13 protein-coding genes and 1 pseudogene are annotated in these 16,666 nt (G+C 44.6%); 10 read left to right on the forward strand and 4 right to left on the reverse strand.

Translation table 11 applies throughout. The features are described from left to right. Window positions 1-115 precede the first annotated feature (115 nt). The 7 genes from I3252_RS10835 to I3252_RS10865 all read left to right on the forward strand — a co-directional run bounded on the left by I3252_RS10835 (window position 116) and on the right by I3252_RS10865 (window position 7,717). Window positions 116-2,056 (forward strand): DUF294 nucleotidyltransferase-like domain-containing protein, encoded by a 1,941-nt coding sequence (locus tag I3252_RS10835; RefSeq protein WP_238035197.1) that lies wholly within the window; start codon window positions 116-118, stop codon window positions 2,054-2,056. Window positions 2,057-2,090: 34 nt separating this feature from the next. Beyond that, window positions 2,091-2,696, forward strand: a complete 606-nt coding sequence (locus I3252_RS10840; RefSeq protein ID WP_045447696.1) for a 3'-5' exonuclease — start codon at window positions 2,091-2,093, stop codon at window positions 2,694-2,696. 119 nt (window positions 2,697-2,815) lie between these two features. Continuing rightward, window positions 2,816-4,822: a D-alanyl-D-alanine carboxypeptidase/D-alanyl-D-alanine-endopeptidase gene (dacB, locus tag I3252_RS10845; RefSeq protein WP_238035198.1), complete on the forward strand. Its 2,007-nt coding sequence runs from the start codon at window positions 2,816-2,818 to the stop codon at window positions 4,820-4,822. Window positions 4,823-4,865: 43 nt separating this feature from the next. Further along, entirely contained in the window at window positions 4,866-5,381 is a 516-nt protein-coding gene (locus I3252_RS10850; protein ID WP_045447693.1) for an ABZJ_00895 family protein, read from the forward strand. Between the two features lie 147 nt (window positions 5,382-5,528). After that, on the forward strand, window positions 5,529-6,077 hold the full coding sequence (locus I3252_RS10855; RefSeq protein WP_238035199.1) for a YetF domain-containing protein: 549 nt from the start codon (window positions 5,529-5,531) through the stop codon (window positions 6,075-6,077). A gap of 129 nt (window positions 6,078-6,206) precedes the next feature. Continuing rightward, window positions 6,207-6,695 carry a 23S rRNA (pseudouridine(1915)-N(3))-methyltransferase RlmH gene (gene rlmH / locus I3252_RS10860; protein ID WP_238035200.1) on the forward strand — a complete coding sequence of 163 codons (489 nt, stop codon included), beginning with the start codon at window positions 6,207-6,209 and terminating at the stop codon, window positions 6,693-6,695. A 128-nt stretch (window positions 6,696-6,823) separates the two neighbouring features. Continuing rightward, the gene (locus I3252_RS10865) at window positions 6,824-7,717 is read left to right on the forward strand and encodes a class III extradiol ring-cleavage dioxygenase (protein ID WP_238035201.1); all 894 of its coding nucleotides are present in this window, start codon (window positions 6,824-6,826) and stop codon (window positions 7,715-7,717) included. A gap of 31 nt (window positions 7,718-7,748) precedes the next feature. Here the strand turns inward: I3252_RS10865 and I3252_RS10870 are convergent, their stop codons facing one another. Together I3252_RS10870 and I3252_RS10875 are read right to left on the reverse strand one after the other, a co-directional pair. After that, entirely contained in the window at window positions 7,749-9,242 is a 1,494-nt protein-coding gene (locus I3252_RS10870) for an amidase (RefSeq protein WP_238035202.1), read from the reverse strand. Between the two features lie 219 nt (window positions 9,243-9,461). Beyond that, a complete protein-coding gene (locus I3252_RS10875; protein WP_238035203.1) occupies window positions 9,462-12,884 on the reverse strand; it encodes a DNA translocase FtsK 4TM domain-containing protein in 3,423 nt (1,140 codons plus the stop codon). A gap of 589 nt (window positions 12,885-13,473) precedes the next feature. Here I3252_RS10875 and trxB point away from each other — a divergent pair. From trxB to I3252_RS10890, 3 genes are all read left to right on the forward strand, one after another. Next, window positions 13,474-14,496 (forward strand): thioredoxin-disulfide reductase, encoded by a 1,023-nt coding sequence (trxB, locus tag I3252_RS10880; protein ID WP_045456114.1) that lies wholly within the window; start codon window positions 13,474-13,476, stop codon window positions 14,494-14,496. Further along, a complete protein-coding gene (gene aat / locus I3252_RS10885) occupies window positions 14,497-15,306 on the forward strand; it encodes a leucyl/phenylalanyl-tRNA--protein transferase (RefSeq protein WP_238035204.1) in 810 nt (269 codons plus the stop codon). A 96-nt stretch (window positions 15,307-15,402) separates the two neighbouring features. Further along, on the forward strand, window positions 15,403-15,837 hold the full coding sequence (locus tag I3252_RS10890) for a MerR family transcriptional regulator (RefSeq protein WP_045447676.1): 435 nt from the start codon (window positions 15,403-15,405) through the stop codon (window positions 15,835-15,837). A 69-nt stretch (window positions 15,838-15,906) separates the two neighbouring features. Here the strand turns inward: I3252_RS10890 and rimI are convergent, their stop codons facing one another. Both rimI and I3252_RS10900 read right to left on the reverse strand, forming a co-directional pair. Next, window positions 15,907-16,398, reverse strand: coding sequence for a ribosomal protein S18-alanine N-acetyltransferase (rimI, locus tag I3252_RS10895; RefSeq protein WP_238035205.1), 492 nt, complete (start codon window positions 16,396-16,398; stop codon window positions 15,907-15,909). 176 nt (window positions 16,399-16,574) lie between these two features. Continuing rightward, window positions 16,575-16,666, reverse strand: a pseudogene (locus I3252_RS10900) (elongation factor Tu); the annotation flags it as partial.

Genomic DNA, 16,666 nt, shown 5'->3' on the forward strand with positions numbered 1-16,666 from the left:
CTAATAGCCACAATATTACTGTGGTTATTAGAGGTTTTTTGCTTTAATAATGCTATAGTAAAGTGTCTTTTATTATCGATTATCTTTTACTCAATATGCCATCAAGGATGATGCCATGCCCCATCTTGATTTTACCCAGCCGCCCTTTGACGTATTGAGTCTGGCTGAACGTCAAAGCATCAGAAAAAATACCCAAATCCGCTACCTTGCCAAAAATGAGAATCTAACTGCCGAAGAGTTGCAATATCTGTATGTGGTCATTAAGGGGCAGATTGAGCAATTGTTTGATGATGAGTTTGTCGCCTCTTACTTGGGTAGTAACCACTCCGACCATCTCAATAATAACGACTGGTTCGACAGCCGTCGTCTACCTGAATCATTGACTGAGAATAGCTCTAATACTGAAGCACTGCAGACCTATCAGTTTCGAGCCGCTGAGGATACCTTGCTGCTCCAAGTCGCTGGTAGCGCAGTCGATAAAATCAGCACCCAAAATCATCTAGTACGCCAAATGCTGTCAGACAAATTACCCGAAAGGCTAAAGGCATTACAGCAGCGCCGCAATAATAAACCCATAGTCTCTGCCAGCTACAATGACCAACAAGAAGTGCAGCAAATCATGTTGCAGCCCGTCATTGACGTCAATCTATTGCCAGTCCATATCGTCAACGCCAATAACAGCTTATACGAAGCCGCGTCTATCATGACGAAAGCGGGGCTAAAACATGTACTGGTGCAACCCTTAAACCACCTAAAAAACGAGGGCGAGGTGCAATATGGTACTGGTCATCTATTGGGTATTTTGACCGATACCGATATTTGCCGCGCCGTGAGTGACCACCAAGATCCAGCCACTACCCCCTGCCAGCGCTATGCTAATTTCAACTTGCGTACCATCAAAGCCGGTGATGAGATTGGCGATGCATTATTGACCATGACCCGCTATCGCATCCATCGGCTACCAGTGATTGATCAAAATGGGGATGTCGTCGGTATATTAGGACAAAGCGATATGCTTGCGCATATTGGTCATCATTCACAGCTCATTAGTATCCAAATCGAGCAAGCAAAAGACTTATCGAGCTTAGATACTGCCGTCGAGCTTATCGGTCGTTATATTCGCGCCCAACATCAAAACGGTGTCAAAATCGGTAATATCAGCCGCATGGTACAGACCTTGAATGCACAGGTATTTACTAAGCTCTGGCAACTTATCGTGCCTGATGAGGTCATGACAAATACCTGCCTGATCGTGATGGGCTCCGAGGGGCGCGGTGAGCAAATCATGCGTACTGACCAAGACAATGCACTCATCTTACGTGACGGCTATACTCACCCTGAGCTGGCAGAATTTGCGGATACTTTTAATCAGAATTTAGCAGACCTCGGTTATCCACTGTGCGATGGTAATATCATGATGACTAACCCTATGTGGCGACAGCCGCTAAAACAGTTTAATGCCCAGATTGGTTTATGGTTTAGAAATACGGATCCCATGCATGGTATTTATTTGTCCGCCATACTCGATGGCGAATATGTCTGCGGAGATGAGTCATTATTGACTCAGGTGCGTCAACATTTAAAGGTTGCCCACAGGCAGTCAGACCCTATGTTTGTACGCCAGTTCGCGCGCGCCGCGCTACAGTTCGGTGATGTCAATCAGTGGTGGCAAAAGTTCGTACCTTTGCTTGGTGGTAAATCTGGGTCAGAAGACATTGATCTAAAGAAAGCCGGTATCTTTCCACTGGTTCATGGCATTCGTACCTTGGCATTAGAAAACGATATCTTAGCGCTGCCCAGTAGTAAAAATCGTCTTAAAGCTTTGGTACAAGCGCGCGCCTTGACCCAAGAGCGCGCAGATACTTTACTAGAAGCCTTGGAGTTTTTTATGGCACAGCGCCTATCAGTCGCTCTATCAACCGATGATAAACATGCACGGCAAGTCAACCCAATGACCTTGACCGCGCTTGAGCGCGACTTATTAAAAGAGTGTTTGGCCGTTGTTAAAAGCTTTAAAAACCAGTTACGTCAGCATTATCAATTAGAACTCGCATAAGTACAACAATCGCATAAATGGATGAGCGACAACTATGAGTTGGCTAACACAGTTATCCTGCGCTTGGCAAAAAACGCAGCTACAGCGCCCAGAATTGGCATCGATGTTTACCAAACCTGTGGCTAAGCAATGGGTAGCGATTGACTGCGAAATGACGGGACTCAATCCAAAAAATCACCATTTATTGTCTGTCGCCGCGATTCATATCAATGACAATACAATCGATACCGGTAATGGCATGCATATCGTATGCAGACCACCTGTGATGCCAGACCGTGACACCATTGTGATTCACGGTCTACGTACTGCCGACGTTGAGCATGGTATGAGCTACGATGAGATGCTGGCGCTGTTGTTGCCATTTATAGGTAATCGCCCAATTGTGGGGTTTTGTACGAGTTTAGACACAGCGTTTTTAAACCCTCTGGTCAAACGCTATATGGGCACAGCACTGCCTAACGAAGTCATCGATTTGCGCCATTTATATAGTCGACGCATGAGTGGTCAAACCCAAGGGCTATCTAGCCAAGCGCAGCATCTGACCAATATTTTAGCGCACTATAATATACCCGATCTAGGCGCTCACGATGCTTATAACGATGCCATCATGACCGCCATGGCATTTTTACATGTGCGCTAGTATGCGTGCGTATTTTAAAAATTCAGATAAAAACAGGTTTTCATCTACACCTGCCATCTACGCGAAAACGGCAACTCATGTTACCATAGGCTGTTTTTGCCACCTGATGAAAGATGCTCATGCGACCCACCTCTAAACTCCGTCATTCCTCTGCTTTTACTGCCAAATTATTTCCTTTCTGTCGTTATCTGCGACCGTCGAAGCCGCCTGCTAAATACGTACCTATCATGGCGTTATTAGCAACGGCGACAATACTGCCAATCCATGCGCAAGCAGCACTACCAAAAGCCATCGAAGCAGCATTATCACGAGCCGATTTAACAGAAGCTGATATTAGTATTATCGTCACACCAGTCGGTGATAAAAATGCCAGTCACCTGCCCGCCCCCATTCAGGTTATTGATAGCAGCACACACCGCTCATCTAAACCCGCTCTTCAGCCAAAACCGACTGCCAATATAAATGCTGATATAAAAAGTAATTCTCAAAAAACCACGCAAAATAATAATGACAAAACCAATAATAACCATGTGCGCCAACAGAGTACGCTGATTACTATTGAGCAGCGTACCATTGAAAAGCATGAGAAAAAACTGCATGCTTACACCGATGATCCTTACACTTATCAAAGCTTAGAAAGCATCCCCACGATATTGAGTAATGAGGCAAAAACAGCTGTCATTAACGACAATGCTAATAACAATAAAACTGATGACATCAGTACTGATAACGCCTCCATAAAAATTTCATTTTCGCCGTTGCTGAACCATCAAGCCGATATCGCTCGCACGCCTGCCAGCACCATGAAACTCGTTCCCAGCTTTATTGCTTTAGACACCCTAGGCGCTGATTTTGTCTGGCATACCCGTGTCTATCATACAGGCCTTGTCATCGGTGACCGTCTGCATGGCGATTTGATTATTCAAGGCAGCGGCGATCCAAAAATGACCCACGAGCGTTTAGAACAGCTCCTTTATAAAGTACAGTCGTCCGGTATCCGTCATATCGACGGTGATATTATCATTGACAGTGGCGTCTTTAAAAATGTCAGTAAAGACCCTGCCGCCTTTGACAACTCGCCACTGCGTCCTTATAACGCCAGTCCCGATGGTTTTTTGGTGAATTTTAGTACCATCGGTATCAAAAGCTATCCGTTAAACGATGACCAAGCAAATCTAACTTATACACCAAAATTAGCAAATTATGCTTTGCCCAGCATCATAAATACGCGTTCGGCGGCCTGTGGGCAAGCGCGTTATAGTCTCGCACCCGAGTGGCAAAAAAAACAATTGGTGTTAAAGACTCAATTGCCAAACAGCTGCCAAGAGCATGCTTTTTATGTGGCTTATCCTGACGCCAAAGATTTTGCAGCACGCGTTATTGCCGCAAAATGGCAAGAGCTAGGCAATACGCTGAGTGGTAATGTCATCACTCAAGAAGCACCTTACACTACCATGAAAAACACCAAATCAACGCATGGTCTGGCAGCACTTCCTATATCACCGCTGCCTATTGTCAGCTACCCATCATTGAATTTGACGCAGCAGATTTACGATATCAATCACTTTTCAAACAATGTGATGACTGAGCAAGTGGCGTTATCGATTGGTGTTTATGACAAAGTTGATAATAAAACACTCGATAAAGCTATTAATGGTTCACATAGCTTGTATCAATTTGGCACGCCGACTGCGACGAGCTATCCTGTCGCATTGCATACTATTAATCAATGGTGGCAGACCAATCTAAGCACACCGCCGCCCCATTTGATCAATGGTTCAGGACTCTGCCGCGACTGTACCATCACAGCTGCCAACCTAAGCGAGCTATTAACTTATGCTTATAGCCATCCAAGTTTTAACGCTTACGTCAACTCGTTAGGTATCGCTGGCGTCAGTGGCACCATTACCGCTCATAGTGAACGCCTACCAGAATCAGCAGCCATTGGTCGTGCGTGGATAAAAACAGGTACCTTAAACAACGTCACCTCGATGGCAGGCTATGTCAAAGGATTGTCGGGACAGGATTATGTCGTGGTTGGACTCATCAATAGTGAGCAAGCACATAACGCTTATACAGCCAGACCTGTGCTAGATGCAATGCTTGATTGGACGGCGCAGCATTAAGTGTTTTTCACATCCTATTTTCCACCTTTATAAAGGTTCACTTATGTCACGCAAGACAACCAACCTCAATAAATCCAAGACTCATTCAGGTGGCGAGCCGCTGCCGAAAAACCATGAGTCAGCGCAGCCTAAACTGGCACAATATGTAGGATATTTCGCGATTGGCTATACGCTTGCCAGCGCAATATTTATGATGATTCAAACCAAGCTTGCTGTGAATTCGCAACTGGTAACGGTATTGTCTATCATTATCGGGGCTTATATCGCGGTTCGTAAATTTGTCAAACATCAGCAGCGCGCATTGAATAGCGGTGAAATCAATCGCTTAATGTTTGGCGGCGTCGCGGTGGTCTGGCTACTGACTGTCATCTACTTCTTAGCCATATGGTTTTGGTTGTTTGATGCGGTAAATCGCGAAGTCCTACTAGAGATGGCCGTCCAGCAACCACTGCCATTGGTCTCATCGCTGGTGATGATATTGGTGCTGACACTGGTCAGTGCTCGCATCAGTCTTTGGGCGATCAATCGCCTGCTTGACCCTAAACGCAAAACTATGTGAGCGAGGAAGTCTCAGCCAAACCTCTACAAGGTGCTACAAATTTTTCTCCCTATTAATACATAAAATCCGTTAGGCTAACTTTAATGAGTAACCTTTTGGATGATTGTGGGTGATTAACGGTTTTATATTTTAATAGGAGCATTTATCATGGACATGGTTTTTTTTGACAATATAGACAAGCTTGGACGCATCGTTTTGACGACAGTCATGGTTTATGTGTTGATCGTACTGGTGACCAAAGTCTCAGGTAAACGCTCCACCTCGCAGCTCAATAATTTTGATTGGATCGTCACCGTGATGATCGGTTCACTTGGTGCCAGTACTATTTTGCTCAAAGACATTCCTTTTGTCGAAGGAGTTTCATCGATTTTAGTACTTTATTTATTGCAGTTTTTAGTTACGAAATACGCCTCTATCTCACCGCAATTTAGCAGTTTTATTTTGTCAGAGCCGCGTATTGTTTTCTATCAAGGGCAGTTTTTGCCAGATGCCATGCGCGCTGAGCGGCTGACTCGTCAAGAGATTGAATGTGCGATGCGCTCTGAAGGAGTGCATCGTTTCGATGATATTGAAGCCATCGTTTTTGAGTCTGATGCCAAGCTTACTATTATTCCAAAACCCAGCCCAACTGATGCCAGCGATAATGACCAAAATACAGAAGATACTGTCTCGCAAACCATACAGCCTTTGATGTAAGACCTATTGTTTATCCAAGATTAGTAAAGCATAAAAAAAGCTTTGTAGAATCTTGTTTGTTACGTTCAATTAAGCGTAAAATTCTTTTGTTATATTTTACTAATGACTAAAATTAAAGTGGTACTGGCTATGAAAGTAAGAATTTTAACCGTCGGTAATAAAATGCCTAAATGGGTACAGACGGGGTTCGATGAGTATTTTAAGCGTATCCAACCTATGCTCAGTACAGAAATCGTGGAAATTGCTGCCGCAAAGCGTGCAAAAAACCCGTCTGATGCCAATTTGGCACAATACCGTGAGCAAGAAGGACAGTCAATACTAGCCGCTCATAATGCCTCAGGGCGTGAGCAACTATGGGTATTGGATGTCAAAGGTAAAATGATTTCGACAGAAGGGCTGGCTGATAAATTAGCTGATGGCATGCAGCAGGGCGATGATATTGCACTGGTGATCGGCGGTGCAGACGGCGTATCGCCAGAAGTATTAGCCAAAGCCGATGTAAAATTGTCACTATCAGCGCTGACATTACCGCATCCGCTGATACGTGTTGTACTAATGGAACAATTGTATCGTGCGATGAGTATCAACAACAATCATCCTTATCATCGTGGCAATTAAGCAGTCATTAAACACTGCCATACTCTGTGCTAATATTTTTTGCCGAGATTCTGTGCTGATAGTTTATGGGCAACAATATCAATGATAGAAGCGATTGAAAAATCGCGGCGCGCCCTAATAAACGCTACATGAAATATCCAAAACATGCGACACCTACCGCCCCTCATGCAATTCATCAGCCTGATGACTCGTACTCTCATTCGTCAACGCCTATTACAGCGACTGGCGTTTGGACAGATGTATCTGCTTCAGGGTCAAATGTGGCTAAGCTACCAGCATTGTTTATCTCGCATGGCGCACCCACGCTTGCCATTGAACAATCAGCCACGACCAGTGCACTGGCACGTATCGGGCAAAACTTACCAAAGCCACGTGCCATCCTAATTATGTCAGCGCATTGGCAATCCGCCAAACTCGAAATGAGCAGTAATCCGCAACCCAAGACTTGGCACGATTTTTCAGGTTTTCCGCCTGAGCTATATGAGCTCCAATACCCTGCATCTGGTCAGCCAGCACTTGCTGAATCCCTTGCCCAGCAGCTCACTGCACGCGGTATTACTTGTAGCGTCAATCCGGTGCGGGCTTGCGATCATGGGGTGTGGGCACCGCTCAGGCACTTATATCCAGAGGCTGAGATACCTATCGTACAGGTTTCTCTACCGCAGCATTATGACAGTATCGCCTGTTATCAATTGGGTGCGCAGCTAGCACGCCTACGTGAAGAGCAAATACTGATCATTGGCTCAGGTAACATTACCCATAATCTGCAAGCATTACGCTGGCAAGCAGATAGTGTTGACCAAACGGCTAAAGCATTTAAGCAATGGCTGCTACAACAGCTCAAAACAGACATTCCTAGTGCTTTAGATTGGCAGCAATATCCTGACTATAAAGATATTCATCCGAGTGACGAGCATCTGTTGCCATTGTTTTTTGCCTTAGGTACAGGTCAGCGTGTCTCAGTTGTCCATCAAAGCATGGCGCATCATAGCTTAGGCATGGATATTTATCGATTTGATTAAGTAATCATTACTTAATCGATAGAATGCAAACCTACTTCTCAAAGGCTGCCTTGGTAAACAACCCTGCTCGTTCCATCTCCCCTGCCACACTGAATAATGTCGCTTCATCATTCATACGCCCAATCAGCTGCATCCCAATTGGCAAACCTTTTTTACTCATTCCTACCGGTAATGACATCGCTGGCAATCCTGTGATATTACCCAGTAGTGTAAAGGCCATTTTGCCCAGTACAGGCTGACTGAGCTTTTCGATCATACCTGAGCTAAAGGCATACTTACCCATATCGATGCCCTTATTGAGCACTCCTGCGCTACGCATGAGCATTTCATCCATAACACTTGGTGGCAGTACACCATGCTTAACTGCAGGTGTCGGCACAGTCGGACATAAAATCATGTCATAGGTTTCAAGTAGCAAACCCGTTTGATACTGACTGTGATGCCAACCATGCTTAGCATGCGCCAAATCAACGGCTGATAATGAGCGACCGAGCAATGCCATATTGTAGGTTTGCGGCTCTAGGTTTTTGATATGTTCTGCCCCAAAGTCACGCTCGATATTATCAATGGTAAAAGCGGTATGGGTGCAGACCACCACCATAAAGTCATGCCAAAACTGCTCGATATTGATATTCGGCTCGGCGGGTATGACCCGATGACCCATGGCTTCTAGCTGCTTAGCCGTTTGCTCTAATACGGCTAACACTTCTTTATCCACCACAGTATTGGCAATCAATGGCTGTTGATGCAAGGCAATGGTTAATTGCCTTGGTGCGCGCATCGCAGCTTGCAAAAATGTGCCATCAGGTGGCGCGATGACATAAGGCGCACCAATCTCTGCGCCATTTGTAGCGTCGAGCATCGCGGCACTGTCACGTACGCTGCGGGTAATCACGTGATCTGCGACTGCACCTTCCCAGCCTTCCCCGAATTTAGGGCCTATCGGGTTACGACCACGGCTGGGTTTGAGTCCAAACGCTCCGCACCAAGCAGCAGGGAAGCGTATCGAGCCACCACCATCACCCGCGCCCGCCATTGGTACGATACCGCTCGCCACTGACGCGGCACTACCGCCCGATGAACCGCCAGAGCTGTAACCTTTTTTGAAAGGGTTATGAGTCGCACCATGGGCTTTTGGTTCGGTGGTAATGATTAAACCAAATTCCGGCGTATTGGTTTTGCCAAAGGTATTCACGCCTGTGGCTTTCATCCGCTTAACGATTTCACTGTCGCTCTCAGAGATGATATTAACACTACGACTGCCCATCGTGATTGGCTCATCGGCAAAGCTAAATGACAAATCTTTGAGCAGATAAGGCACACCATTAAATATACCTGAGGGTAATCCCGCCTGTGCAGCATGATAAGCACGGTCATCAAAACGATGGATGATGGCGTTTAATTTGGGATTGAGTGTATTGGCTTGATAGACGGCAGCATCTAATAACTCTTTAGCGCTGACTTCACCTGCATTGACCAATGCCGCCAATGCTATGGCATCATATTGGGTATATTCTTTAAACATAACCTGCCTCCTTGCTGAGTAATGAACCTAAAATTTCTGAAAATTGAGTGATATTTATGCTATCAATAAAGGTCAGTTTAGTATAAAAAACGAGTGCTGATAATTGATAAAAAAACTGATTGGTCATTCAGACATGAGCATTATCATATTTCTTCAATAAAAAAGACGAGCCACTTTCGTCACTCGTCTTTTTTATTAATCACGCAGATTTATTGACAGCTACATTAACAATTCACGCTTACCGCTTTTGCCCATTGAGCTGACCAATCCCGCGTCCTCCATAGAATCTACGATACGTGCGGCACGGTTATAGCCGATGCTAAATTTACGCTGGATACTAGAAGCAGAAACTTTTCGCGTCTCCATAATAAAGGCCACAGCATCGTTATAAAGGTCATCGTCCTCACCAGAGGCGTTAGCGGTACTACCACCCCCACTAGGACTAGACAGCTCAAAGTTGCCTGCCATGTTGTCAATATAATCAGGCGCACCGCGTTCACGCCACGCATCACAAACACGGTTAACCTCTTCATCGCTGACATAGGCACCATGCACACGATCTGGCTCAATTTGCCCAGGCCCTAAAAATAGCATATCACCATTACCCAGCATGTCTTCGGCACCGCCACTGTCCAGAATCGTCCGCGAATCTACTTTTGAGTTCACTCGTAATGCTGCACGTACAGGAATATTGGCTTTAATCAGACCAGTAATGACATCGACCGATGGACGCTGGGTAGCCAGCATTAAATGAATCCCAGCTGCCCGCGATTTTTGTGCCAAGCGGGTGATAAGCTCTTCGGCTTGCTTACCAACCTGCATAATCATATCGGCAAACTCATCCGCGACAATGACAATCATCGGCAAGGTTTTTAGCTTCGGTGCTTGGCTGATACTCACGCTGTCATTAGGTCGCCACAAAGGATCAAGCATCGGATTACCCGATTTTTCAGCAGCAATGACCTTTTTATTAAACTCATTAAGCTTACGCACTTTGAGCAAACTCATCAGTTGATAGCGACGTTCCATCTCTGCCACGCACCATGACAAGGCACTGGCTGCTTCAGTCATATCAGTGACGACTGGTGTTAATAGATGTGGAATATCATTATAGTTGGCAAGCTCAAGCTGCTTTGGATCAATCAAAATGAGACGCAGCTCATTTGGCGTATATTTGAGTAGCATCGATAGTAGCATCGAGTTGACCAATACCGATTTACCCGAACCTGTAGTCCCAGCAACCAACATATGCGGCGCGCGCGCAAGGTCAGTAATAATGGCATTACCACCAATGTCCTTACCCATCGCCATGCTGATTTGGGCTTTAGGATCTTGGAATTTTTCGGTATTCAGTAGCTCAATCAAACGTACCATTTCGCGCTGCTTATTGGGTACTTCGATACCGATATACGGCTTACCCGGAATGACTTCAACCACACGTAAAGACGCCATCGATAACGAGCGCGCCAAATCACGTGAAATACCGGTAACCTTACTGGCTTTTACGCCAGCAGCAAGCTCGACTTCAAAGCGGGTAACAACAGGACCCGGAATGGCGTTGACCACATTCGCCTTTACATTAAACTCTTGTAACTTAATCTCTAATAGCTCTGATAATTGCTCAAGCTCGGCGACGGTATAACTGGGCTTACGATCAGGGTCTGGCTTATCCAAAATAGAAATCTCTGGAATAGGCGTTAGGCTACTACGGTAGGCAGCTGTTTGCATCGAGCGTGATTTTTGACTGAAGGCGGCATCATCACTAATATCTGGCATAACGGGCGCATTGACATCCTCAGCGCTATCATCCTCTGGCATCATGTCAGTGATATGATTGCTACTATCGCCCTCAGGTACCGCAAAACTTACCGTTGGTTTAGGCAAAACTATTGGTTCAATAGCTGATGCTGTGACGCGGGTTTCTACCGTAGGCGGCAGTTTAGGATTAGACGGTGGCGTATTGGTCGGCGTCATATCAACCGTGCCTACCACAGGTGCAGTGATGTTCGATATTGGCTGCTGATCATTCGTTTCTGTTGCCGCTGCTGTTGGTGTTGCAGCTGCATGTGACAGACTCGCTGTTTGTTCTGCTTGTGTATTGACAGACGTCTTCTCTACAGGGTCTGACCCAATTAATTCATTGTCCTTGAACTTCGACATAGCAGGATCTGAAGCATCAGTTTCGAAAACAACAGGCTCTGAAACAACAGAATCTGAGGTCATGGATGTCGCCACATCAGCATGCTCAGCTAGCCACCCCTCTGCTAAGGTGTCAACGCTTTCAGTGGTAGAGTCTATGGACTCCTCAACTGGTTGCTGGGTGATCTCTTCTTCATTTTTAGTACTTTCATTTACCGTATTTTCATTTTTAACACGACTATTTGCCGTACTGCTACTCGCAGTATTGCCATTTCCAGTGACTGGCTGCGCCGCTGGCTCTACCGTCGAATGGCTCGTCGCTAACACTGACTCATCTAAAGACTCCGTATCAGCGTAAGGAGTGGCTGGCACCGTAGCATCAGAGGTATTTATATCATAAGCTGCTTGCTCACTTGCCAACAAATCCTCAACAGTACTCGCATCATTCCATGCAAAGCTTGGCTCAACTTTTCGAACTGGTGTGGTGACGGGAGTTAGAGTCATTGCAGCGTTAGTATTGCTTGCAGTATTGTTTGCAATATTACCAGCTGTGCCGCTAGGCGAGACCTCTGATGACTGCAGGTGGTTACTCGTTCCATTGTTTGGCACAGCATTTGAATGAGCAGCCTGATTGGATGCTGCTGCGGGTTGATTAGAAATAGTCGCTTGCGCCGCTGCCATAGACGCTCTTACGCTATCAGCAAGACCAGAAGTCGATAAAAAATCTGACAGTACATTACTAAATCGCCCACTATCTACTTGCGCATTATTCGCAGCATCAGCGGATTGTAATTCTAGTGGCAGCTGCTCATACTGGGGTATTTCTTTCTCTTGATTGCCCTCGATGCTATCGTCTTTTTGCTCAGAGGCCATATTTTCTTTAGTTGTTAAGCCATCATCTTGTGCAAACTCTTTACGCTTGACACCTGAGCCAAGCCACGATAGCGCCTTAACCTTCTCATAAATCGCTAGCCAATGAATATTAAAGGCAAAAGTCGCGGTAATAATGACAAATGCCGTCAAGAAAATCACACTCCCCCACTGCGATAAAAGCTGTGCCAAACGCGCCTGTAATTCAAACCCAATAATGCCACCAGCCACGCTTTCCAGCCCTAGCGTTCCTGAATTGGTCAATTGCTGTACTAACGCCACCAATTGTGCAAACAAAGCGCTGGCACTTAATAATAAAAACACATAAGCAACCACTCGCATCAGCCAAAACGTTGGCTTGTTGTCCCACCAAATAAGGATAGACTCATAAACCACAAACGCCAGCAGCCACCATGCACCAAAACCAAAGAAGCTATAAAGCAAGTCAGATAACCAAGCACCCGATTCACCGCCTACATTATTAATCGTGGTCATATCGCTACTGATATGCGACCAACTGGGATCGTTACTGGTATATGTCATCAAAATGACAAATAGATAAACGGCCAGTATTAACCCAAGGAGGGTAAATATTCCCTTTTTTAAATACTCAATAAGCGGTGCTGATATCACGTAAGATCTGCCTTGTTATTAATACTAAATGGTCGCCAATGCATGACTAAGCCTAATCATGCTGACATAAAGCGCTGATAAAGGGTTGGATATAAAGTGCTGATACAAACGCACTTAGCGAAGTGTACAGAAAACATTGTCTATTATAAAAGCGATATACAACAGCCTTCTTTTTGCCTTTGGCACACTTGGCATAACTTCTTATAATAACAAATACATAGGGATAGTGGTGACCGTCTTACAAAGAAAGCGTGCAATAAAATCAGTCTGTATAGGGTTTAGGCAAAAATCATACGGTTTAAGCAAAAACCTATGTCACTCGCAAAATATAACGAACAGAACAAGGACAGTCATATTAGACAAGACCTATAAAATACCAGCGGTTTCTAACCATAATATTTCAAGAAAAATATACTTTGATTGTAATCATACCTGTGTTTGTTTTAGCAAACTTGTACTTTTCGTCCAATGCCCTTATGTTATTATCACGCAGCGATTAGAAAATCCCATTAGCATCAATTTTGAAGACTGTTTTTTATTATATTGCTCACTCGTATTTTTAACATTTATATTTAGCAAGGAATAACTCATGGCAACTGACAATACCGCTCCACGTCACGAAAAACTCATTATCCTAGGCTCAGGCCCTGCTGGTTATGCAGCGGCTGTGTATGCAGCACGTGCCAACCTCAAACCTGTTATGGTCACGGGCATGGAAGTAGGTGGACAGTTAACCACCACCACTGAAGTCGATAACTGGCCGGGCGATGCGCATGATTTAACGGGCCCTGCATTGATGGATCGCATGAAAGCCCATGCCGAGCGCTTTGGTACTGAATTGGTTTATGACCATATCAATGAAGTCAATTTAAACGTGCGACCTTTTGAGCTGACGGGTAATAATGGTAGCTACACTTGTGATGCGCTTATTATCTCGACTGGTGCATCAGCACAATATTTAGGACTGGAATCAGAAACCAAATTCCGTGGCCTAGGCGTATCAGCGTGTGCAACTTGTGATGGTTTCTTTTATAAAGATCAGAAAGTTGCTGTCATCGGTGGTGGTAATACTGCCGTTGAAGAAGCCCTATATTTATCAAATATCGCTGCTGAAGTGACCTTGGTGCATCGCCGTGATAGCTTACGCTCTGAAAAAATCCTCCAAGATAAATTGTTTGAAAAGGTCAAAAACGGTAATATTAAAATCGAGTGGAATCATAAAGTCAAAGAAGTCGTCGGCGATGACATGGGCGTCAATGGCGTAATCATCGAATCTATGATTGATGGCAGCACCAAACAGTTAGACGTGTTTGGCATGTTTGTCGCGATTGGTCATAAGCCGAATACAGACTTATTTAAAGGTCAGCTGGATATGAAAGACGGCTATCTTATTGTCAAAAGCGGCTTAGACGGCAATGCCACACAAACCAGCATCGAAGGTGTATTTGCCGCAGGCGATGTCGCAGACCATGTCTATCGTCAAGCAATCACTTCTGCTGGTACGGGCTGTATGGCCGCGCTAGATGCTGAAAAATACTTGGATGCGATTGGCGAAGCCACAGCCGCTGACCACACTTATGCGTCAACATTGACTGCTGATAAAGAAGCCTAAATGGGTAATTTCTCTCAATACAACAATGAGCACATCACGCCTGAGACCTTAAAAAGTCTTGGGCGTTATGACTTTCCTGACCCTTTGATGGTTGATCCTGACGGCATTGGCATCGTCGCTGTCGGAGGAGATTTGGCAGCCGAAACATTGATTTCTGCTTACGCGCAGGGTCTGTTTCCTTGGTTTAATGAAGATGAGCCAATTGCATGGTGGTGCCCTGAACCGCGCTGCGTGATGGTGCCAACCAATTATAAGCCAAGCAAGTCGCTGCGTAAGCAAGCCATCCGCGAGCGTTGGCAATTAACCCTGAATCAAGCTTTTGATGACGTTATTCATGCCTGTAGTTTACCGCGCAGTGATCGCCTCAATAATGAACAGCCTGAGGGCGAACATACTTGGATTCATGAAGAAATGATTGAGGCTTATACCGAACTGCATGCACAAGGATTTGCGCATAGCATTGAAGTTTGGAATGATAAAGGGGAACTCATTGGCGGGCTTTATGGTCTAAAAATAGGTAGCATTTACTTTGGCGAATCGATGTTTCATATCGCCTCTAACGCCTCAAAGTTCGCATTTTGGGGTCTAATGCGCTTATGTGAACAAAGCCATGTGGCGCTGGTCGACTGTCAGCTACCAAATGAGCATTTGATGAGTTTGGGTGCAACCAAGCTACCGCGTGCTGAATTTCTCACTCAATTGGATCTCTTAACGGCTAATAGCACTGTCAAATGGCAAAATAACTCTCATAAACCACTCGCCGTATCGTTACTTGATACCATAGAACCTTGGCAGCTTATCTTAAAATAAATACGATGACGAAGTGATTGATAGCTTATGTCTGTTTGTTAATCGCTACTTTATTAACTCGTATCTTATCAACTGCTACCTACCGACGAGGTTATCATGGCACCCGACACATCGTTCTTACTGATTGGAACACTGGCAACAAAAGCTCAAACAACCAAAGACACCGTTCGTCATTATGATCAACTGGGCTTGCTAAAATCTCGTAAGCGTCAGGCAGGCTCGCGTTTATATACCGAGTTTCATCCAGAATGTATCGAACGTATTGAGCTAATCAAAAGTGCGCAAGCGATTGGCTTTACACTCACTGAAATCAGAGACAGCTTGAATGATTATTACGACGGTCAATTGGATGTTGATTTACAACTGATGCTTACTCAGCAAAAATTGGCGCAAATACAAAAACAGCAAGCCAATATCAGCCTCATGGTAGAGCTATTAAGCGAACGCATCGACGTTCTTGAGCGTATGAAAGTAGATAATGACTATAAACTCAATATTGAAATCTGCAAAAAGAAAATACCCACTCAATAATGATAAAAATGCCGACCCATCTACTATTTTGTGGGTTTATTTGGTTCCATTCGATACCATGAATTATTCTCAGACGTAAAGACGCTGCATAATCAATGCATCAATAGCTGGTTGATGTGGAGTTTGGTAATACCCTTTACGCTTATGAATGAGAGCAAATTCTTGCTGCTCATATAAGGCTATCGCAGGCGCATTATCTGCGCGCACCTCTAATAAAAGACTCTCTACCTGACTGGTCTTTAACTCTGTATTCAATCTGGCAAAAATTTGTGAGGCAATACCTTGGCGTTGATAATCAGGATGCGTGCCAATACGTAAAATCTCCGCTTGTTCAAAAATCACTTGATATAGACAATAGCCTGTCACAGTACTATTAATAATAATATTGTTTTTTTGCTCATAAACGATCAGCAGATGCATGCTATCTTGTTTGAGTGATTCCATTAATGTCTGAAACCCCCAAGCATCTTGCGGTTGAACGATGGCTTCAATGTCCGCTACTGCTTGCAGCACTTGCTCAAAATCTGCACTATGGGTTGATAACATCTTTATCATCAACATTATGTATCCTCTTATTATTTATACAAACCCAAATACAATAGCAATTACTCTATTTCAAATATTTATTATTATAATATTGATTATACTATTACGTTTTTATAGCCAAAAAAAAGCCACCCTTAAACAAGGATGGCTTTTTATGACTAACTTACAATCTCATTACTGAGACGGATAGATTAGTTTAGTACGTTAGCAACAACACCAGCGCCTACAGTACGGCCGCCTTCACGAATAGCGAAGCGAAGACCTTTGTCCATAGCGATTGGGT

Origin of the sequence: Psychrobacter sp. Ps4 (genome assembly GCF_022129285.1) — a bacterium.
GTDB classification, from domain to species: Bacteria; Pseudomonadota; Gammaproteobacteria; order Pseudomonadales; family Moraxellaceae; genus Psychrobacter; species Psychrobacter immobilis_A.